This is a genomic window from Pseudomonas sp. JS425, assembly GCF_018223845.1.
Taxonomy (GTDB): Bacteria; Pseudomonadota; Gammaproteobacteria; order Pseudomonadales; family Pseudomonadaceae; genus Aquipseudomonas; species Aquipseudomonas asiatica.
Genome location: NZ_CP073661.1, coordinates 3,171,068 through 3,191,696, shown reverse-complemented (window position 1 = coordinate 3,191,696; position 20,629 = coordinate 3,171,068). Strand labels below are relative to the sequence as shown.

21 protein-coding genes are annotated in these 20,629 nt (G+C 57.5%); 13 read left to right on the top strand and 8 right to left on the bottom strand.

Features of this window, described 5'->3' with window-relative positions:
• Positions 1 to 51 precede the first annotated feature (51 nt).
• Complete coding sequence (locus KDB76_RS14950; RefSeq protein ID WP_283090937.1) at positions 52 to 537, top strand: DUF417 family protein; 486 nt, start codon at positions 52 to 54, stop codon at positions 535 to 537.
• On the top strand, positions 537 to 767 hold the full coding sequence (locus KDB76_RS14945) for a DUF2790 domain-containing protein (RefSeq protein ID WP_038409840.1): 231 nt from the start codon (positions 537 to 539) through the stop codon (positions 765 to 767). The genes KDB76_RS14950 and KDB76_RS14945 overlap by 1 nt, the downstream gene beginning before the upstream one ends.
• A 414-nt stretch (positions 768 to 1,181) precedes the next feature.
• On the opposite strand, the gene KDB76_RS14940 is transcribed toward KDB76_RS14945, so the two are convergent.
• Positions 1,182 to 1,886: a Crp/Fnr family transcriptional regulator gene (locus KDB76_RS14940; RefSeq protein ID WP_038409841.1), complete on the bottom strand. Its 705-nt coding sequence runs from the start codon at positions 1,884 to 1,886 to the stop codon at positions 1,182 to 1,184.
• A gap of 174 nt (positions 1,887 to 2,060) precedes the next feature.
• Here KDB76_RS14940 and KDB76_RS14935 point away from each other — a divergent pair, with 174 nt between their 5' ends.
• Complete coding sequence (locus tag KDB76_RS14935) at positions 2,061 to 2,966, top strand: hypothetical protein (RefSeq protein WP_038409842.1); 906 nt, start codon at positions 2,061 to 2,063, stop codon at positions 2,964 to 2,966.
• A gap of 99 nt (positions 2,967 to 3,065) precedes the next feature.
• On the opposite strand, the gene KDB76_RS14930 is transcribed toward KDB76_RS14935, so the two are convergent.
• A complete protein-coding gene (locus tag KDB76_RS14930) occupies positions 3,066 to 3,983 on the bottom strand; it encodes a LysR family transcriptional regulator (RefSeq protein WP_038409843.1) in 918 nt (305 codons plus the stop codon).
• A 234-nt stretch (positions 3,984 to 4,217) separates the two neighbouring features.
• Between KDB76_RS14930 and KDB76_RS14925 the strand changes: the two genes are divergently transcribed.
• From KDB76_RS14925 to KDB76_RS14915, 3 genes are all read left to right on the top strand, one after another.
• Positions 4,218 to 5,345, top strand: coding sequence for an alkene reductase (locus KDB76_RS14925; RefSeq protein ID WP_038409844.1), 1,128 nt, complete (start codon positions 4,218 to 4,220; stop codon positions 5,343 to 5,345).
• 124 nt (positions 5,346 to 5,469) lie between these two features.
• Positions 5,470 to 6,321, top strand: coding sequence for an N-acyl homoserine lactonase family protein (locus KDB76_RS14920; protein WP_038409845.1), 852 nt, complete (start codon positions 5,470 to 5,472; stop codon positions 6,319 to 6,321).
• 207 nt (positions 6,322 to 6,528) lie between these two features.
• A complete protein-coding gene (locus KDB76_RS14915) occupies positions 6,529 to 7,689 on the top strand; it encodes an MFS transporter (protein WP_230684646.1) in 1,161 nt (386 codons plus the stop codon).
• 143 nt (positions 7,690 to 7,832) lie between these two features.
• Here the strand turns inward: KDB76_RS14915 and KDB76_RS14910 are convergent, their stop codons facing one another.
• Positions 7,833 to 8,615: an SDR family oxidoreductase gene (locus tag KDB76_RS14910; RefSeq protein WP_038409847.1), complete on the bottom strand. Its 783-nt coding sequence runs from the start codon at positions 8,613 to 8,615 to the stop codon at positions 7,833 to 7,835.
• Positions 8,612 to 8,941: a polyketide cyclase gene (locus tag KDB76_RS14905; protein ID WP_038409848.1), complete on the bottom strand. Its 330-nt coding sequence runs from the start codon at positions 8,939 to 8,941 to the stop codon at positions 8,612 to 8,614. The genes KDB76_RS14910 and KDB76_RS14905 overlap by 4 nt, the downstream gene beginning before the upstream one ends.
• Before the next feature lie 98 nt (positions 8,942 to 9,039).
• On the opposite strand from KDB76_RS14905, the gene KDB76_RS14900 reads away from it, so the two are divergent.
• The 6 genes from KDB76_RS14900 (at position 9,040) to KDB76_RS14875 (ending at position 14,111) form a co-directional block, all read left to right on the top strand.
• Positions 9,040 to 9,951: a LysR family transcriptional regulator gene (locus KDB76_RS14900; protein WP_038409849.1), complete on the top strand. Its 912-nt coding sequence runs from the start codon at positions 9,040 to 9,042 to the stop codon at positions 9,949 to 9,951.
• A 246-nt stretch (positions 9,952 to 10,197) separates the two neighbouring features.
• Positions 10,198 to 11,757 (top strand): DHA2 family efflux MFS transporter permease subunit, encoded by a 1,560-nt coding sequence (locus tag KDB76_RS14895; protein WP_038409850.1) that lies wholly within the window; start codon positions 10,198 to 10,200, stop codon positions 11,755 to 11,757.
• A 30-nt stretch (positions 11,758 to 11,787) separates the two neighbouring features.
• On the top strand, positions 11,788 to 12,225 hold the full coding sequence (locus tag KDB76_RS14890; protein WP_038409851.1) for a MarR family transcriptional regulator: 438 nt from the start codon (positions 11,788 to 11,790) through the stop codon (positions 12,223 to 12,225).
• A gap of 172 nt (positions 12,226 to 12,397) precedes the next feature.
• Complete coding sequence (locus KDB76_RS14885; RefSeq protein ID WP_080708171.1) at positions 12,398 to 13,342, top strand: catalase family peroxidase; 945 nt, start codon at positions 12,398 to 12,400, stop codon at positions 13,340 to 13,342.
• Positions 13,339 to 13,920, top strand: coding sequence for a sigma-70 family RNA polymerase sigma factor (locus tag KDB76_RS14880; protein ID WP_047933058.1), 582 nt, complete (start codon positions 13,339 to 13,341; stop codon positions 13,918 to 13,920). The genes KDB76_RS14885 and KDB76_RS14880 overlap by 4 nt, the downstream gene beginning before the upstream one ends.
• Positions 13,917 to 14,111, top strand: coding sequence for a hypothetical protein (locus KDB76_RS14875; RefSeq protein ID WP_038409852.1), 195 nt, complete (start codon positions 13,917 to 13,919; stop codon positions 14,109 to 14,111). The genes KDB76_RS14880 and KDB76_RS14875 overlap by 4 nt, the downstream gene beginning before the upstream one ends.
• 98 nt (positions 14,112 to 14,209) lie before the next feature.
• Here the strand turns inward: KDB76_RS14875 and KDB76_RS14870 are convergent, their stop codons facing one another.
• On the bottom strand, positions 14,210 to 15,103 hold the full coding sequence (locus KDB76_RS14870) for a hypothetical protein (RefSeq protein WP_038409853.1): 894 nt from the start codon (positions 15,101 to 15,103) through the stop codon (positions 14,210 to 14,212).
• A 465-nt stretch (positions 15,104 to 15,568) separates the two neighbouring features.
• Between KDB76_RS14870 and KDB76_RS14865 the strand changes: the two genes are divergently transcribed.
• On the top strand, positions 15,569 to 16,555 hold the full coding sequence (locus KDB76_RS14865) for an NADP-dependent oxidoreductase (protein WP_047933056.1): 987 nt from the start codon (positions 15,569 to 15,571) through the stop codon (positions 16,553 to 16,555).
• 61 nt (positions 16,556 to 16,616) lie between these two features.
• Here the strand turns inward: KDB76_RS14865 and KDB76_RS14860 are convergent, their stop codons facing one another.
• The 3 genes from KDB76_RS14860 to KDB76_RS14850 are packed head-to-tail and all read right to left on the bottom strand — an operon-like array spanning position 16,617 to position 20,582.
• The gene (locus KDB76_RS14860) at positions 16,617 to 18,026 is read right to left on the bottom strand and encodes an efflux transporter outer membrane subunit (RefSeq protein ID WP_038409854.1); all 1,410 of its coding nucleotides are present in this window, start codon (positions 18,024 to 18,026) and stop codon (positions 16,617 to 16,619) included.
• Between the two features lies 1 nt (position 18,027).
• Positions 18,028 to 19,056 (bottom strand): HlyD family secretion protein, encoded by a 1,029-nt coding sequence (locus KDB76_RS14855; protein ID WP_038409857.1) that lies wholly within the window; start codon positions 19,054 to 19,056, stop codon positions 18,028 to 18,030.
• Complete coding sequence (locus KDB76_RS14850; RefSeq protein ID WP_038409858.1) at positions 19,053 to 20,582, bottom strand: MFS transporter; 1,530 nt, start codon at positions 20,580 to 20,582, stop codon at positions 19,053 to 19,055. Before KDB76_RS14850 ends, KDB76_RS14855 begins: the two co-directional genes overlap by 4 nt.
• Positions 20,583 to 20,629 lie beyond the last annotated feature (47 nt).

The following is a 20,629-nucleotide window of genomic DNA, read 5'->3' as shown; positions in this document are numbered from 1 at the left end:
GATCCGTATCGGCGTTGCAATCATTTCATCTGGATTGGTGCGCTGAAATTCGTGCCGTACGAAGCCGACAGTATTACGCCGTTCGTGGCCAACAGCCCTGTCATGTCGTTCTTCTACGAACACCCCGAGCAATACAAGGCTCACCTGACTCACGAAGGCCAGCTCGACCCTGTGCAGCGCCAATGGCAAACCGACAACCACACTTACGCATTCTCTGACGGCCTGGGAACAGTCGAAATTCTGATTGGCCTGCTGGTGCTTTCGTACGCCTTCTCAAGACGCATGGGCATGGTCGGTTCTGTCCTCGCATTTCTGACGCCGCTGGTGACGCTGTCATTCCTGATCACTACACCCGAAGCGTGGGTATCGAACCTTGGAGATGCAGACTTCGGCTTTCCCTACCTGTCGGGAGGCGGGCGACTTGTGCTCAAGGATGTGCTGATGCTGGCGGGAGCCGTGGTCATGATTGCGGATTCTGCTCGCCAATTGCTTCAGGAAAAACCGGCCCCACAGGCATACGAGGCTCAGAGCGTCTAATGAAAAAAATCGCACTTTCACTCGTTTTTGCTTGTTTCACTGCGAATGCCTTCGCACAGGACGCGTTGCCGGCCTCGGCACGGGCACTGGACATCGTCCAGGTCATCAGCCAGACCACCGACGATGGCAGCTGTGGCTTCATACCGATGCACCTGGTGTACAAGGACTCCAGAGGCCTCGTTCATACCCTCGATTACACGATCATCGGCAGCGGCTGTTCCAACGGCTGATTGATGCCCATTGGCACCCAGTCTGGATCGCTGTTCTGACATTAGCGGAGCCCTGCGAAAGGGCTCCGTAACTCCTTACGTCTTACGCCCGCAAAATCCGCTCTATCCGCTGACGCGCAAGGCCAGTAAGGCGTATCACGCCAAGTAACCGAGCGACTTCCTCAGTAACTCGATACTCACCCTGTTGCCCTACCGTAGTTTGGCCACCGCGGGACCGCGCAATGCGGGCCTAAGCAATCTCCAGTGTCTGCTCTTCGCTGGAAGCGACTGGGGCTTCGATGGTGTCTTCCAAGACCGCCTTTACCTCGACAGGCACTGCGAAGTCGATGACGACCGATGTTGCTGCGTGTTCATCAACCTGGACTGAAACTGCCCCTACAGACATCAACCGTTACTTGGCTGACTGCTGAACAGTCAGTGACTAGCCTGTCCCAGGCTCGCGGCCCTCAAACGATCAAAGTCTCGAATAGTAATTTCTCCAACCTTCAAGCTGATGATTCCCTGACTCTCCAGGTTTCTAAGCAGTTGATTGGTTGTCTGTCGGGTCAACGAAATCATCGACCCCAAAGCGTCCTGCGAAATCCTCAAGCTGCTTTGTCGTTCATTGAGCCCGCTGTAACCATTGGCGATCAGCAGGAGACGACTCGCCAGGCGCTGTGCGGCTGATAGAAGCTGCATCGATTCATTGTTTTCAAAGGACACGCGAATTTTTTGCGCCATCAACAACCCAAAGTCACGCCAATAGACCGGTTGTTGTTTCAGTAGGCTTTTCAGAGCTGAGCCACGTACATGCAGTACGAGCACATTAGTCATCGCTAATGCGTCATGCGGGCGCGGCGATCCATCAAACATGGAAATCTCGCCGATCCAGGCGGTCGGGCCGAGTACGGCATGCAAGGCCTCTCTACCATCCGCAACCACCGTGCCCATCGCTAACGCGCCGTCAAGGATGGCGTACAGCCCAGAGAAGTGATCGCCACGCCTGTATAGACGCTGGCCCTTGTTCAGGCGGACTAAACTGGAATGAGCAAGCAGATAGTCCTGCAAATCAACAGGTAATCCTCCGTACCAGGACGTGGCTGCCAGTTGCGGCCTGTAGCGTTGAGCTTCAAAAAACATTTAGCACCGGTGTGTCGGCTAGCCGACAGAAAGCAGCGTGTTTTGAATAGATGATTAGAGCTCGGGACGGATGAGAAAGACGGTCGTCAGGCGCAGCGGTCTTCACAGCCCCCCAGGATTGCCAGGCACATGCCGGGCAGGTGAAAGCATAATCTCTCTTCGACGGAAACAATCGTGGAACATAAGCATATTTCTGGCTTGATCGATGTCATCAAGGTCGACCAGCCTGCCGATATTCTCAAAATCGCGCGAGATGGCGCGTTTGATCGCGCATTCGGGCCCCGCAAACCACTTCTGAACTCTCTGCTGGTTGGCCGTATCCTCAGGGTGTTGTCTTACGAGGGGCGTCGATTCCCGACGATGAGTGCGAAAAATGCAAGCGGTCGAGAACGTCAGCAAGACGATTTGTGGCGAAAACTCAACGCAGCGGCTCCAGAAATCCGTGCCGCTCCCGACTCTTTGCAGCCTCTGGCAGACTGGACCCGAAACGCGAACAGCGATATCGCTGTAGGTCCACTGCTCCAGGAGGTCATTGGTAGATTGTTTAACCAGGATTTCCGTGCTGATGAGAACACCTGGACTGCAGCTCAGGTGATTGCCGGGTCACTCACGCCCGGTAACACGTGGCGTAATCTCCGTTGGCGGCTATCTGGAAAGGTGACTCAAGCCAAGGCTTTGCTTGCTTCGAGAGTTAACGGCGACCTGGCGGGCGTCCACGGCATTAGCGTGGCTATCCACAATGTCGTCAAAGGCATGCATCAGATGCGTACGCTTTACCTCGACCCGTCGCATCGCAACACACTTACTCCCGAAATGGTCGGACATCTCTGTCTTTATGCCCCTGGCGTCGTGCTTCGCCAAGCGACCACAAAGGGACAAATCAGCGGTTGCCCATTCTCGTCCGGTACGCTTTTTCTTTTGGAACTGGAAAAAGCCAGACAGGCCAGTGGTGATGAATCGATGGTTTTCCTTGGTGATTCGTGGAGTCGCTGCCCGGCAGAACAATGGGTGCCTGCACTGCTGGAAGGCGTGTGGCGGCGGGCTACAAAGGATGCTGACCATGGGCATGTCACCTGCTGAACAACGGAGAAAGCCTAAAGATGCCGGACGCAGGGAGACGAGGAATAGACTGCAAGAAAGGAGCTGCTGTCCGCGAAACCAGACAGCACCTCCAATCTTTCATTGATCCCAATAAGGCGGCGAACCGATCGCCTTCAACAAAAAGTCCCAGACTGCCCGCACCTTGTGCGACCGCAGTCTGTTTTCGGGGGAGATCAGGTACATCTGGGCCGGCACAGTGCTCAGTGCTCCACCGAAATCAGGCATGAGGACTTTCAGCTCTGTTTCAACGTTCTTTCCATGAAGAAGCCATGACGGGACCAGCACAATCCCCTCACCCGCCGACGCAGCATGGAGCAGCAATTCACTGTTGTTGCTGCGAATGGGACCTGTCACATCGACGCCAATGGCTGCCGTCGAACCGGTATCACGGAAAAACCAGCGCTCGGCGCCGCCGTTTCCGGAATGCACAAGGCACACATGGTCTCTCAACTGCTCTGGATGCCGTGGTTCTGTGTGTCGGCTCAAGTAACCATGGCTGGCACACAGGACATACCGCTGCTCGCATATACGGCGACCGATCAAACCCGAACTTTCCAGGTGGCTGATCCTGAAAATGATGTCTGCGCCTTCCTTGATTGGGTCGATCAATTCATCGGTGAGGGTGAGTTCGATGATGAGTTCCGGGTAGACCGACCGCAACTCAGTGATCAGTTTTCCGAAATGCAGTCGCCCGAATGTGGCAGGCGCATTGATTCGGACAATCCCCCGGATTTTGCCGGCATTGCCCGCCAGCTCCTCATCCGCAGCATCGAGCAACTCCAGGACTGTACGGATCTGCGAATAATACCGCTCGCCCGCCTCGGTCAACTTTACGCCTCGGGTATTCCGGTAAAGCAGTTGCTGCCCTGCTTCTCGCTCAAGCGCCGCGATGAATCTCGATACCGACGACGATGGCACGCGGAAATGCCGAGCCGTCGCCGAAAAACTCCCGGTGGTTGCGACCATCGCAAGGTATCGCTGCGCTTTCAGTTGCATGGGCACCTCTACCCTTTCGATTAATGGAGCAAACGTTCTACACACGTTCAAAAAAAGAACGAATGGCAGGTATTTGCCATGTTTTTTTAGCACTGCTGTTTTGCGATGGCGCCGAATTGTAGCGAATGTAGCACAGCCATAGACTTCTCCTGACTCGTCGGAAACGACTCCTTCTCCCTTCCGGGCAGCTTGCTGATCGACAGCCAGGCCATGCCCGCTTCAGGAAACAGGCACATGGTTGATCTCTTTGAAACTTTCAATCTCAAGGGTTTATCACTTGAAAACCGCATTGTGATGGCCCCACTGACGCGCTCCCGCGCACGCTCTGAGGTGGCCAATGAGCAACTGGCTCTGTATTACACGCAACGCGCTACAGCGGGCCTTATCATTTCCGAAGGCACACCCGTCTCCCGGGCAGGCCACGGTTACCTCTACAACCCGGGTATCTACACCCCGGAACAGATCGAGGGGTGGAAGCTTGTCACCGATTCCGTGCACAGCGTCGGCGGCAAAATGTTTGCTCAGATATGGCACGTTGGACGGATTTCCCACACATCCCTTCAAGTAGATAACCAGCCACCTGTCAGCTCCACCAGCAGGGTTGCCAAAGGCGCCACGGTCTATGCCTACGCAGAGTCAGGTGAAACAGGCTTTGTTGATACTTCGGCACCGCGCGCTCTGAAAACCGAAGAGGTTGCGCACATCGTCGAGCAGTTTGCGCAAGCGGCAGAGAACGCCATGGCCGCTGGGTTCGATGGCGTGGAAATCCATGGTGCGAACGGCTACCTGTTCGAGCAGTTCATGAACCCGCTGGTCAATGACCGGACCGACCGGTATTCGGCGCGCAATCTGGAAGACCGTCTGCGCTTTGCTTTCGAAGTCGTGGATGCGGTCAGCGCCAGAATCGGCGCAGATAAAGTGGGCTATCGCATTTCCCCGTACGGCCAGCTGTACGACATGCCGGTGTACCCGCAGATCGACGAAACCTACACGGCATTGTGTGCCGGTCTGAGTCAGCGCGGCCTGGCCTACGTGCACGTCATGGATCAATCGCACTTTTTCCTGAACGGCGGCGAAGGCGCTGAACAGGAGCAATCACTTCGCAACTTGCTCAAGCGCTGCAAAGCAGTATTGGGCAACACGGCGCTGATACTCGCCGGCGACATGACCATTGAACGCGCCCGAGCGTTGACAGAGGCCGGTCTGATTGACTTGGCGGCCTTTGGGCAACCCTACATCGGCAACCCTGACCTGGTCGCAAGGCTCAAACACGGTTGGCCACTGACCGTGCCGGACAGAGACACGTTTTACATCGGCACAGCCAGGGGATACATCGATTACCCCCCGTACTCCGCCAGCTAGCCAGCCCCATACAAACGTATAGATCCCTCTATGCCAGGCGGTGATGGTGGCCGTTTACGGTCTGCCGGATGCTGAACGGCAAGCGACGCCTGATCGAAATCCATAAAGATGCGGGAGATAAACAATGAATCGCTTTTTGTCGACACTTGCGGCAAGCATGCTGTCCCTGATGGCCGCCGGGCACGCTTTCGCGGCAGCCCCGGAGGTCAGGATGTACCGGCTCGACTGCGGTCAGATGACCCTGGGTGACAAATCGATGATGTCCGATACCGGACTGTACAAAGGGCAGTCCTATGACATTGTCATGTCCTGCTATCTGATCAAACACGGTAACGACTGGTTACTGTGGGACGCGGGGCTGCCCGAGAAGTATCTGAAAGGCCCACTGACCGAAGGCACCTTCACGACCAAACTGAATCGCACCGTGGTCGATCAGATCGCCGACCTGGGTCTGCGCCCGGACGACATCAAATATGTCGCGGTCTCGCACGCTCACTTCGATCATTCCGGGCAGGTGAACGACTTCCCCAACGCGACGTTGATCATTCAGCGCGCCGAGCTGGAAGCGATGAAGGATACGAAAAAAGCGTCCGAGCACTACATCATGGCGGATCTGTTCAGCTCCCATCTTTCAGGAGACAAGCTGCAGCATGTCAGGGTCATTGATGGCGATGTCGATCTTTTCGGCGACGGAACCATGAAGACGATCCAGACGCCCGGTCACACGCCCGGCAGCATGGCACTGCTGCTCAACCTGAAGAAAGCGGGCCCCTACATTCTCTCTGGCGACCAGTGGCACTTCACCGAGAACCATGAACGTCATCAAGTGCCCATCTGGAATTACGATCATGAGCAAACCATGACGTCCGGCAAGAAGCTTGACGAGGTCATCGCCAAGACCCATGCCACCCTGGTCATTCAACATGAGCCGGTGGACAACCAGAAACTGCCGAAGCCCCCATTGTTTCTTGATTGAGTCACCTTGCTCTCCGGTCACCCGCAGGGCGCTCGACGTACCGAAAGTTGAACAGCTGAAATCGTCAGTCATCTCCATCAGTGAGCGCCGTGAAACGCCCTCACTGATGGAGAGGCGTACGTCGGGAAACAGCGTCACGCCAATGCTGCATCCCCTGCCCGCTCCACCTCAGACAAAGCAACCCGTTCGATCGACCAAGGAATCATGATGAGCATCGACCCGCCCACGACGAGAGCGCTGCGGATTTTGAGTGTCGCCTACTTTGTTCAAGCTGTTGGAGCGCTCTCCGTAATCGGCAGCCTGGAGCCCATAGGGCGCGAATGGCATCTGGACAACACGGCAAGCGCCTATCTCATGACCGTTTTCGGCGTCACGTTTGCGCTGGCGGCTCCGTTGCTTCAAGTATTTCTGGGGCACGTTCGCCGGCAGCGTCAGGTGTTGCTCGGTCTTTGCAGTTTTGGCCTCGGCGCACTGTTATTCGCCGCGGCGCCCAATTACACGGTGTTGATCATCGCCAGGGTTGTCATGGGCCTGGGAGCCGCCTTCATAGGTCCTGTCCTTGCAGCACTGGGCTCAAGTCTGGTCAGCAGCGAACGTCAGGGAAGCGCGATTGCCATGGTCCTTTTAGGGCTCAGCGTTGCTGGGCTCGTCGGCATTCCGTTGTCGAGCTGGGTGGCCTATCAAGTGGGCGTTCGCAGCCTTTTCATCGGCATCGGCGTTACGGCCTGGATAACGGCCCTGCTGATTGCCTGGCAAGTCCCTAACAGAACCGAGGGCCAGCGGGTCGCATTTGTCACGCTTGTGCGCATGCTGACCCACCTGCATTCGCTAAGCGTGTTCGGCGTCGCCTTTTTTGTGACTGCCGCCGTCTACACGACCTATACGTTTATCGTCCCGGTCGTACAGGATGTCTATGACGGAAGCTCACACGATGTTTCCGTGGCACTGCTAGTGCTGGGTGTCGCGGGAGTGCTGGGCAACCTTCTGGTTACTCGCCTGGCTGCGCGTTACAGCTCTGACCGTTTGCTGATAACCAGCATGGGGGTGCTGGGCATCCTGATGTTGATGCTGAGCGTAGGGCCACACGCACTCGCCTGGTTCTTTGCAGCGCTGGTTGTCTGGGCAATTGCGACAGACGTGATTTGGCCATCGCAACAACGCAGAGTCATCGAGCACCTGGCGGCATATCGAGGGGCCGCTTTGGCGCTGACAGCTGCGTTTGTGTTTTGCGGTATTGGTGCAGGCGCTGCGCTGGCCGGCTGGGCCTATCCAGCCTGGGGCTTCACCGGTTTGCTGGCGACGAGCACCTGTTTGTTGATATTGGCCAGCGTCTGCCTGCTTGTTTCCGCAAAACGTCAGGATCAATAAGCGCTAGTGCCGGAAGAAAGCTGTAAGCTTCCGGTTTCTTGCGCCGGTCGGACAACAACGAGTAGCCATGCTTGACCTGCTGCCGGAACTGATTGGTTGGCAGCCTCAGAGACTGACCGCCATTCGCCTGATTACACTCGTGGTTAAAGCGTCGATACGCTACCGCCGTCTATACGATGCTCGGATCCCGAAACCGAGGTGGCCCGCGGTGACGCCAGGAATGTGATCAAATCGGCCACCTCCTGGGGCTTGGCCGGTCTGCCCAGTGGAATCCCGCCTATCGAATCCATGACGATCTGCCGGCCACCTTCGTAGTCTGTTCCAGCCTGGGCAGCCAACCGCTCTGCCAGTCTCACGGACGCCTCGGTTTCGATCCATCCCGGGGCAACGCTCAGTACCCGGACCCCTTTGGGCGTGACTTCTTTTGCAAGGGACTTGCTGTAGGTGGTAAGCGCTGCTTTTGCGGCAGCATAGGCAGTGGTGGACTCAGGCAGAGGCATCATGCGCTGGATCGAGCTGACATGAATGATTACACCTGAGCCTTGCGCAAGCATGGCGGGTAACAGAGCGCGATCCAGGCGAACTGCGGGCATCAGATTCAAGTTCAACTCAGCCAGCCAGTGCTCGTCACTGATGGCAGCAAAGCCACCACCGGGTGTGTTCGAACCACCGACCACATTGATCACGATATCGACACCCCCCCAATCCTGCAGAACAGTCTGGGCGACGTGAGCCACGCCTTCAGCCGTCGTCAGATCCGCACGGATGTAGGTGACGCCTTGCGCAGGTCGTGCTGACACGTCGCGCGCAGATGTGGCGACCCGGGCACCCGCCTCCACCAGGGTTTGCACGACCGCCGCACCAAGGCCCATCGTGCCGCCGGTGACCACCGCCCGCAGACCCTCCAGTTGAAGATCGAAACTCATAGCGTGATCTCCATGTTCGCGATCAGGCCGCGCTCAAGGCGGAAGATGAACTTCAGATCAATCGGACTGCTCGGAAAGTTACCGACCACATGGCAGTGGACAGTATCGATACCGCCATCCCGCTCAAGCAAAAAAGGCTCGGTGGTGCAGGTATAGAGGGTCGATGACTCGGCGTTCCATGCCTTGATGGCGTCGCGACCGTTGTGGTTCTGCCCCTTATCTTTCACGACGCCCTGCGTTGTGAAACAGCGCGCGACTGCATCGGGGCCTTGCGTGTCTGCCACGAAATAGGCAGCGATGGGAACGGGGAGCGTTATAGCCGACATGATGGACTCCTTGGTTGAGATGGCTCAAAGGATGCATCTTGGCGACCCTTTCAAGAATCCCCTAGAATCCGCATTGGCTATGTAGAGAGTGATGCATAATGCGCGGATCTGAGTTTGCCGAGTTGAAAGCATTTGTTGCTGTCGTGGAGCGGCAGAGCTTCGCCCGGGCGGCAGAACATCTGGGCCTGTCGCCTTCGGCGCTCAGCCAGACCATCCGGCAGCTGGAAGACCGTATCGGCGCACGCCTGCTGAATCGTACGACTCGAAGCGTCGCGCCTTCGGCCAGCGGCGAGCAACTCTATAGGCGCATCGCTCCGTTGTTTCGAGAAATGGCCGTTGCTGTTGCCCAGGCCAGCGAGTCGACCGGGCAGATCAGTGGCACGCTGCGCATCAACACGCTGGGGATTGCAGCGAGAACCATCATTGCCCCTCGACTCTCACGCTTCCACAAGGTCCATCCTGATGTGGTGCTCGACATCGTGGTCGATGATGCGCTGGCCGATATCGTTGCAGGTCGCTTTGACGCGGGCATCCGCGTGGGAGGACAGCTTGAGAAAGACATGGTTGCCGTTCGACTCACCACCGACTTGAAGATGGTTGCCGTGGCGTCACCGGATTACCTCGCGCGTCGAGGTATACCTCAATCCCCTGCCGATTTGCATGAACATGCGTGCATCAACTGGCGGCTCCAGGCGGACGGTAGACACTATCGCTGGGAGTTCAAGAAACGGGGGCAACAATTCGAAGTTGCGGTGGACGGCCCCGTGATCACCAATCACCCTGACATAGGCGTAGCTGCCGCGCTACAGGGAATGGGCATCGCCTATCATTTTGAACGAGATGGCGTGAGTGAGTTTCTGGCCCAGGGCCAGCTGGTACAAATCCTGGCCGACTGGTCGATTTCGCGCCCCGGGCTGTTCCTCTACTACTCGAACAGGTTGCATCGCCCCGCTGCTCTCGGCGCGTTCATTGATTGCCTGCTGGATCGCAAACCGTTTGATCAGCCCTGATTCGGGGCAGTCGATAACGAGCGTCCGCTCTGGACGGAAGATCCTCCTCTGCATGCAGCCAATTGGCATCAACGATTGCCCCGGTCTGGCGACGCGTCAGCGTGACAGCGCTTTCAGCATCTGGATCAAACCCGCAACCACGTACAAGCCCGACCTTCGATCCGAAAAAAAATCGGAAGCTTGATATATCTGACATGTCAGATAACATCAAAGTCAGACAATATTTCCGTTCACTCTGGAGGCTCGATGCCCTCTGCAACTGCGCCCTCCCCGCTGCCCGACCTTACCGGATCGAAATTCTTCTTTGGTGCGCTCGCGGTCTCCCTTGCCACGTTTATGAATGTCCTGGATTCGTCAATCGCAAACGTCGCCATCCCCACTATTTCAGGCAATTTGGGAGTGTCGGTGGATGAGGGCACATGGGTCATCACCCTTTTCGCAGCTGCAAACGCAATTTCAATCCCGCTCACTGGCTGGCTATCGCAGCGCTTGGGCCAGGTGCGTCTGTTTGTAGCAGCAATCCTGCTGTTCTCCCTCGCATCATGGTTGTGTGGAATCGCCCCCACACTTCCGATACTGCTCGCCGCCAGAGTGCTTCAAGGTATTGCTGCTGGACCGCTTGTGCCCTTGTCCCAGTCTCTTTTGCTCGGGACTTTTCCGAAGCACAAAAGCTCCAGTGCTCTTTCGCTTTGGGCTATGACAGCCACGGTCGGACCCATTGCGGGCCCGGCGCTTGGTGGGTGGATCACCGACAGCTACAGCTGGTCATGGATTTTCTATGTCAATATTCCAGTAGGACTGTTTGCTGCGGGTGTTATCTGGGCGATCTATCGTGATCGAGACACCCCTGGCCGCAGACTACCGATTGATCTGGTCGGTCTGATTTCGCTTATTGCATGGGTTGGATCGCTGCAAATCATGCTTGATAAAGGCAAAGATCTGGATTGGTTCAGCTCACCGTTAATTTGCGCACTCGCGGTATTCGCTCTGGTCAGCTTCCTGTTCTTTCTGATCTGGGAGCTCACCGATGACCGGCCGATCATTGACCTGCGGCTGTTTACCAAGCGCAACTTTCTCGGCGGAACCCTCGCGATATCGGTGGCCTACGCCATATTTTTTGGCAATCTGGTGCTACTTCCCCAGTGGATTCAAGGCTACTTAGGCTATCGCTCGGTAGATGCTGGCTTGGTCACGGCGCCCCTTGGGATATTCGCCGTCATACTCGCCCCCGTGATGGGCAAAATCATGCCAAAGACGGATGCAAGAATTCTGGCGACGTTGGCCTTTCTAGGCTTCGCAGGCGTGTTTTTCATGCGCTCCCATTACACCACCGGCGTCGATGCATACACCCTGGTGCTTCCAACCTTGCTGCAAGGAATTCCGACTGCGCTGTTCTTCGTGCCGCTGACAGCCATCATCCTTTCAGGCTTGCCTCCGGAAAAAATCCCCGCTGCTGCAGGCCTGTCGAATTTCGTTCGGATTTTTGCCGGCGCAGTGGGTACATCATTACTGACCACCGGTTGGAACCACCGCACCATCGAGCACCACGCGCGGCTCGCCGAGCAGTTGTCGGTCTATAACCCGACGTTCACAGCGTTTATTTCGTCGCTGCAGCACAAGCTGAACGTAGGCCTTGATCAAGCGTTAGCCTTTGCGGAGACGAAAATGAATGCGCAGGCCGCCATGCTAGGTCTTAACGACATGTTCTGGCTGTCTTCGGTGGTTTTCGTGGCAATCGTGCCGCTAATCTGGATAACACATCCTCAAAAACAGACTGCATCGGCGGCGAACGTTAGTGCACACTAGGTATGACCTTGTTTCACCGATGGAGGGACCGTGAATCACTACAACAAACGAAATTTCATGCTTACCCAAAGCGTCGGTTTTACGTTGGCCAAGGCTCGTAACTTGGTGACAGCAGAAATTGACGCGGCGCTGAAAGAACACGACATCTCCAGCCAGCAAATGGGCATTTTGCTTTCGCTTCATCGCGCGATGGCGAACACCCCGTTTGAGCTGTCGACCCTGCTGGGAATAGACACCGGGTTAATGACGCGGACACTGGACAAGCTGGAAGACAAAGGTTTGTTGGAACGCTCACGCAGCGATGACGACCGTCGCATCGTCAACCTGGCGCTCACCGCAAAAGGGCAGGAGGTAGCTGCTCATATCCCGGAAATCGTTCCTCCAGTACTCAACGCACGGTTGAAACATTTCAGCCGGGAAGAATTCGATGAATTTCGCCGCCTGCTCGATAAATTCATCGAGTCATAGAACCAAAGCTGGCTGGACAGGGTGCATTTCTGCCCCTTAATCCCAAAAATCTCATTCTGCCTGTAACGAATACAGCCCCTCCCTCGACATATCTGCAACTGCATCAATCGGTGCAGCTTTTTTGCAGATATCAGCTTGAATTAATTTTCTCGGCCGACGGAGGCCAGCGTTCATGAATACCCCTGACGGCACCCTTGCGACATCGACCTTTTCTGCGCCGGAACTGTTGATCGATTCGTTGAACAACGTCTTTGGTCGCCACCCTCAAGCACGTGCATCCCATGCAAAGGGGTTCTGCGCCGAAGGCATTTTCGTACCGGCTGGCGATGCTTCACGCCACGTTCGTGCCCCCCTCTTCACCCGCGCATCAACAGCAATCGTGCGATGGTCAGTGGGTGGCGGAAATCCCAATATCTCTGACAAGAGCCGTTCGGTACGCGGTTTATCGGTGCGCTTGCAGGGCGCAGACGAGACCTTCGATTTGCTGATGATCTCTGAGCCGGTGTTCTTTGCTGCTACACCCGAATCATTTGTCCATTTTCTGCGGGCCCGAGTGCCTGATCCGGAGACCAAGAAGCCTGACCCCGAAAAAATCAGGGCGTACGAAGCACGGTTCCCCGACGGGAAATTACAACCGGCGCTGCTGGCATCACACCCAGCGCCTGCGTCTTATGCGACTACCCCGTATTTCGCCACACATGCATTCCGCTTTACCAATGCTCAAGGCGAGAGTTTGTGGGGGCGTTTGCAGATGCTGCCGTCTGCCGGCACGGAGTATCTGGATGCTGAAGCAGAAGCCGGCTTACCCGATAAATTTCTCGAAGACGAACTGGGGTCACGCCTCGCGAGGGGGCTGGTCGAGTTCACATTGCTGATTCAGCCTGCGGCGCCGGGGGATTCGCTGACTGATCCTTCGGTACTGTGGAGTAGTGACGGCGGGGCTGCAATCGAACTGGGGCACTTGAAAATCAGCGCACTCGCTCCACTCCAGACTTGCGAAGGCCTGGTGTTCACACCCGCTCAGCTTCCCCAAGGGATCGAAAGCCATCCCGATGATTCGGTCCTGAAAGCCCGAGGAGCGGCCTACGGCGTATCGATGGCCAGACGCCAGAGATGAGCACTCGCCCTTCTCACTCGGCTGACGGCACCGTTTGGCCAGCTGGGCTACTGGAACATCGCAGGTTCCTTGAGAACCTGGCGCTGTTACAACTGGGAAACCACGCCGATGCCCAGGATGCCCTGCAGGAAACCTTGCTGGCTGCAATGTCATCCATTCAGAGCTTCACCGGGCGCGGATTGATGCGGGCGTGGCTGGTGGGAATTCTCAGGCATAAGGTCACGGATATCTTCCGTCGTAGCTACCGCTTCGAGTCGCTGGAGTCCGCAACGGTAGATCCCAACGAGGGAGGCATGTTCACCGAGGCAGGAGGCTGGAGCCCGGCTCGCTTTGTCAGTACGCAATGTCCTCAGGGAGAAGCGGTGCATCAACAAGCGCTAGAGCTGGTCGAACTCTGCATGCACGCCCTGCCTGGAGAAAGTGCAAGGTTGTTTTTGATGCGAGAGTATTTAGGCATGGACATTGATGAGATCGTCGCGCAGACGCGCCTGACACCCGGCAACCTTCGGGTCATTTTGCACCGCGCGCGGTTGCGCCTGCGTGAGTGCGTGGTACGGGGTTGGGGAGAGCTCTTATGACGAACGACTCAGAGTGCGATATCAGTTGCCGCGATGCTGCAATGCTGGTTTGTGACGAACGGGACAGAGCGCTGACGCAGGATGAGCATGGCGCACTGCGTAAACATCTGACGACATGCGACAACTGCACAGAGGCTGCACGGCAGTTGGCTACCTTGTTCGGCCAACTGGACGAATTGCTGGCCAAGTAAAGCGGATCCGTTGAAACCGGCTCGGGATGACAAATGTCGGTGAAGACAAGGTAACTAGCCCATCCAGCATCGATATAGATGCTGGATGGGCTTTCAGGTCATTCCGCGTCCGCGGCACTCTGCTGCGCGCGCAGTGCAGTCTGGACCTGTTCAAACACATAGCTGTTAGAACCCTCGCCACTGCCCAAAGCAGTCTGCTTTTCTTCCGAACCGTCGGTGTCTATGCCGGCAAGGATTTCGGACAGGTTGTGAAAATGTCCCTTGTCCTTTTTGGCCGTCGGATTGTCGCTGCCAGTCTGCTCAAGGGCATCACTCAGCGTCTGGTGCTGAACCAGCCATTCGGGTGCCGCTTTCTCTTCCGGGCTCATGTTTTCCAGAAACGCTAGTGCGGCCTTGGCACGACCTACCGGGTCGTTCGCATAAGGATCCGTAAAGTTTTTCTGTTGATCCTCAGGCCCACTGTAATAACCGGTGGCGAGCCGTTCTTGTTGACGCATCAGCCCTTTGGCGGCGGCCTGTTCTTCAGCACTGAATTGGCCTCCTTGGTTGGTGGCCACAGCGTATAAAGAGCGGCGATCAAGATCGCCCAATAGCGAATTGCGGTCCGTGTCACTACCGTCGTACGGTTTTCCGCTGCTTTTCATCAGCGCGTATTTGTCATCCAGGCGCGACCGTACATCGGACGCCACTTCCGGGAACAACTTTCCCTTGGAACTAGAAACGGCTCCCGGCTGCGATACGCCCAGTACCAGAGCATCGGCGGCCATGCCCGGACGCGCCGGAAAGTAGACCGCATAGTTGGCGATGGAATGGCTGTAATGCGCCGACGTGCTTGAAAGACTTACACCGTCAACCTGATTGCTCTCGTCAGGCTGATGGGTCTCGTAAGCCCGAGGGATTGAGCCGTTGACACCTGCATCGAACGCGGTCTTTCGTAGTGAGGCATTGGCGTAAGCCGACGATGCGGTATTTGAAACGTTGTTGACTATCATGCTGACTTCCTTGGCGTACTGGCGCTTGATCGGCGCCTCGAAACAAGACAAATGCAGGCGCCGACACTGGATGACGTCAGGGCCTGAAGCGTGTTTTTTTGCGACACGAAATGAAAATTAAAACTTCTGCGAAGAGGCAAATAATATTTCGGCCATCACCAACGTTACTTAAGGATAGATATCTGCCCGCGCCCTATCAAGACAAATAAATTTTAATGAAAAACTGCTTATCTGCCACGGCAAGGAATTGGACTATTCGATTATTTCTTTATTGGTATACCTGTATATAGCTACAACGCGATGGCGCTATAAAACCGCGCTTACAACATAAACAACCGAACTAACTCTTTAAATGACCGGTCATCACTCGATATTGATTAAATTCAACATGGCGAGACAGCGCGGCGAGCTACACTCACCGGCCAAAGATCCCGGGATCTCTCTCAAAAACCACCGAGGTACGCCATGAACGAGGAGTACGCAACAACCAGCAGCCAGCCCGTTACGCAAATACCTGCAACGACCCTCGCTGCCCGGGTGCATCACTTCGGCGGCCCTGAATGCATCTCCGTAGAAACGATTCCGACACCAGCCCCGGGGCTCGGTGAGGTACTGGTTCAAGTGGGCGCTGCCGGCGTCGGACCGTGGGATGGCTGGATCAGATCAGGCAACAGCGCCCTTCCCCAGCCCCTGCCTTTGACATTGGGCTCCGACCTCGCCGGCGTCGTTGTCGCGGTGGGGCCCGAGGTGTCTGCCTTGAAGGTGGGAGATGCAATCTTCGGCGTGACCAACGGGCAGTTCACCGGTGCCTATGCGCACTACGCGCTTGCCCAGGCGAACATGATCGCGCGCAAACCTGATGCGCTGACAGCAGCCGAGGCGGCTTCTGTCCCCGTCATTGCCGTGACTGCATGGCAGGCATTGTTCGACAAGGGCCACCTGAAACCCGGGCAGACGGTGCTTGTGCATGGAGGGGCTGGCGGTGTCGGTGCGTACGCCATTCAATTCGCCAGGGATGCAGGCGCTCACGTCATCACGACAGCGTCGGCAAAAGATCGAGAGTATGTCCGAGCACTCGGCGCAGACCGTGTGATTGACTACAAGACCGAGCGCTTCGAAGACACGGTCAAAGGCATTGATCTTGTGGTGGACCTCGTAGGGGGTGATACCCAGACCCAGTCTTTCGCCGTGCTCAAATCAGGGGGGCTTCTGGTCTCGGCCGTTTCCAACCCCGATCAGGCCGCAGCTGCCCGCCACGGCGTGACGGCGTTTTTCTTTCTGGTGGACGTATCGGCCGCAGCCTTGTCGACAATTGCCGGGCTGCTGAACGCGGGCAAGGTGAAAACCCACGTCGGTCCGGTCTTCTCACTCGAACGTGCCAGAGAAGTCCATGAAATACTGGACGGCACACGGCCGCGCCCTGCGGGGAAGATGATCATCAGCATGATCTGAAAGGCGTCGGGCGATCCGCTGTATCGATCGCCCGACCGCCGGGTACGGCGTGTGCCGGGAATCAGGTCCTCGGCCAGCCACCACCCAGGGCGCGGTACAAACGCACTCTGTCGATTGCAGCATCCGTCGCGCTGTCGACCAGATCACTCTGCGTGGCCAACAACGCGCGCTGTACGGTGAGCACGTTGATGAAGTCCGTGGCGCCCTGGTTGTAGCGATCTCGTGCGGTGTTCAGGGCCAGCGTGTTCTGCCGAACGGCTTCCTCCAGCGCCGCATGGTGCTCTTGCTCTGCGGCGTAATCGCTCATCGCGTTGTCCACTTCATGCCAGGCGGCCAGCACGACCTTTTGATAATCCAACGCTGCTTCCTGCTCTTGGCGCTTGCGCAGCTCCAGCGTGCCGGTCAGCCGGCCGCCCTGGAAAATCGGCAAGTACAGGCTCGGTCCGTATGACCACTGGCGCGAATTCCAGGCCCCTAGGTCCGACCCGTTCATCGCCTGGAAGCCAGCACTGGCCCCCAGGCTGACCCGCGGGTAGAAATCGGCTTTGGCTACACCGATCGCTGCAGTGGCACGGTGCAATGCGGCTTCGCTTTGCTGGATGTCCGGGCGCCGCCGGGCGAGCTCGGAGGGCAAACCGACCGGCACTTCCGGCGCTGGATGGGGGATGTCTTTGACTGTCAGCAGCTCGGCACTGAGGGCGTGAGGCGGCTCGCCCAGCAGGTAGCTCAACGCGTTGATCAGCTTTTCTTCCTGCGCGCGCAGTACCGGAATGGTCGCTTCGATTGTCGCGACCTGAGCAGCGGAGTTGGCCGTGTCGAGGTTGGTGGTAACGCCGTTGTCGAAGCGATTCTGCGTCAACCGGGCGCTCTGTCGGGCGATTTCCAGGTTCTGCCTGGCCACGATCAGCCGCGCCTGGATACCACGCAGATGGATGTAATCGGTCGCGGTTTCCGCAGCGATGCTCAACAGCACCCCGTCGCGCTGAGCCTGAGTCAATTGAATGTCGGCATCGGCCATTTCAACGTTACGCCGCACATGCCCCCACAGATCGAGTTCCCAACTGGCGTCCACAGTAGCATCCCACAGCTCATAGGGCGCCTTGCCGTTAAGGTTCGAAGGGTCGAGAAGCCCCTCGGAGCTGCTGCGCTGACGTTGATAGCTGCCACCGGTGCTGACGCCCGGATATTGCTGGCTGCCCGTGACCTGACGCATCACCCGGCTTTGCTCCAGACGGCTGCTTGCCGTGCGCACATCCAGGTTCGACTGCGCAGCACGCTTCACCAGAGAGGTGAGTTGCGCATCGCCCAGTTGCTGCCACCACTGGCTATCGACAACCGCGCCGATGGCGGTGCCCGTCCGCGCCGGCGCCTGCCAACTGTCCGGCAACTGCGTCTGCGGCTTCTCAAAATCGGGCCCGACCGTACAGGCACCCACGCTGGCGATGGCCAGCATCAAAAATACGCGTCTCATGTCATAGCACCTGAGCCGTGTCGATGCTGACCACCACTGACATACCGACACGGAGCCGGTCCAGGTCAGCCTGATTCTCATCGAAGACGATCTTTACCGGGATGCGCTGGGTCACCTTGGTGAAATTACCCGTGGCGTTGTCCGGTGCGATTTCCGAGAAAGACACGCCACTGGCCGGCGCGACGCTGTCGACATATCCGGTAAAAGCGTGTCCGGAAAAACCGTCTACGCGAATGTCGACCCGTTGCTTCTGCTGCATGTGCTTGAGCTGAGTTTCGCGAAAATTGGCGACCAAAAATGCTTCATGCAACGGGACCACAGCCAGCAATGGATGTCCCTGCGAAACATAAGCGCCCACTCGCACTGAACGCTGTCCGACCATACCGTCCTGCGGCGCGGTGATTTTGGTGTAGGACAAATTGAGATCGGCCTGCTGCAGGTTCGCTTGCTCTTTGGCCAACGTTGCCTTGGCAACGTCGACCTTCGCTTTGAGCACGTCCAGTGCCCTGATCGCGGCGACACGAGAAGCTTCGTCGCGATCACGCCCGGCTTGCAGGCCCGACAGTTCAGACTCGGCCTTCTGCCGTTCCTGCTGCGTGCCTGCGCCCGAGTTGGACAGGTTCAGGTAACGCTGCGCATTGGCCTGGGCGAACTTCAGCGAAGCTACCGTGGAACGGGTCGTCGCGGCCGCCTGATCAATCACCGCCGCCTGTCGCTCGATATTGGCGCCCAGATTCTTCAGCTCAGCCTCGGCGGCTTGTACAGCTGCCGCCGCCGCTGCCCTCGCGGCTACGAAATCACGGTCGTCGAGTTCCGCGAGCAATTGGCCGGCTTTGACCATCTGGTTATCTTCAACGGCGACCCTTGCCACTTGCCCGGAGATCCGAGGGGCCACGAAAACCGAATCTGCACGCACGTAGGCATCGTCGGTGGTCTCGACCGTTCCGCCGCTCAAGAGACGATAACCGCCATAAATGGCGCACACCGCCACGGCTGCGGTGATGAGAGAAAGAGAAGTTCTATGTTTCATGGCGTTACCGGAGGTTGCGGTGGATAGGCTCGTTTGGGGAGGGTCAACAGGATCAACAGCAGCGCCGCGATGACCAGCAACAACGCCAGAAACGCATCGCTGAAACTCAGCACGAACGCCTGCTCGCGCAGCCGCTCGGCAAGCTCCAGGATCGAACCCTGATCCAGTGGCTGCGCCAACGTCGGCTGACGGGAGGCGAAAGCGTTCAACAAAATATTGGAATGGAAGTGCTCGCGCTGGGTGAGGAAGTTCTCCACCGCGGAGCCGGCGATGACAGCCGCCAACCCGCGCAGCGCGTTGACCATGGCAGACGCGAACGGCCCCTCCATCGGCGCGATGACGCCGGTGGCATTCATCAACAGCGGCACCACCACCATGGGTTGAGCGACCGCGTGCAGCGCCTGCAGGCCGTAGAAATCTTCGCGTACCCACTCACTGGTAATCAGCGATCCGCCGATACAGGCAGCCGTCAGCAGGCACAGCCCGGTGGCCAGGACATAACGCGAATCCACCCAGCGACGGTTGATCACAAACGCGACCAATGGCGCCAGCAGCAGCTGCGGTACCGCAATCAGCAAGGCAATAGGCATCACCTGCTGCGGTCGGTAACCCTGAATTTCGGTCAGATAGGCTGCGGGAATCGCGCTGCCAGCAGTGGCGACGATCACGAACAGGCACAACGTCATGATCCCGTAGGCGAAATTGCGCCGTTCCAGCAACTGCAGCTTGAACAGCGGCAATGGGTGAAACCATTCATTCAAGAGGAATAGCGGCAGGCACACCGCCGCACCCAGCAACAGCACCACGATCAGCGGCGAGTTCAGCCAGTCGAGACGCTCGCCCTGAGTGAGTGCAACCACCAGCATGGAAATCCAGCCGATGCCCAGCAACGCCCCCTTCCAGTCCGCCTGCTTGAGTCGCTCAAGGCGCAGCGGATCCTGGGGAAGTCCATAGGCAATCAGTGCCGCGCCTGCCAGCCCGGCCGGAACGATCTGCCAGAACACCAGACGCCAGTCGCTGTGCTCTGTCCATAACGCCGACAGCGGCATCGCCAGATTGGGACCGAACGTGGCCGTCAGCGCATAAGCTGACAGGCCATAAAGCTTGATGTTCCAGGGGAGAAACCGCAGGGCCACGGTCATCAGCAGCGGCGGCAACGCCCCGCCTGCCAGTCCCTGAAGCACGCGCAACGTCAGCAGCGTCGCCAGATTGGGCGCAAACGGAATCACCACGCCCAACAGCGCGAACGCCACGGTGGCGACGATGGCGAACCGACGTATCGAGAACGTGATCGCCAACCACGGCGCGATCAGCATCGCCGAAACCTCGGCGGCAGCGTAGGCAGTACTGACCCAAGTGCCTTCGTCATGGCCCAGACCAAAGACACCCAACGTGTCGATCAGGGTGATTTCAGTGACCCGGTCGTTGATACCTGACGAAAGCGCGGCAATCAGTACCCCTACCAGACCAATGGCAAGGCGCCAACCAAACGGCGTGATAGCGGGTGGGGCAGCGGGTGGCGACACACAAGGCTCCTGGAATCGATGTCAGAACAGGCCCAGCGCGAAACTTG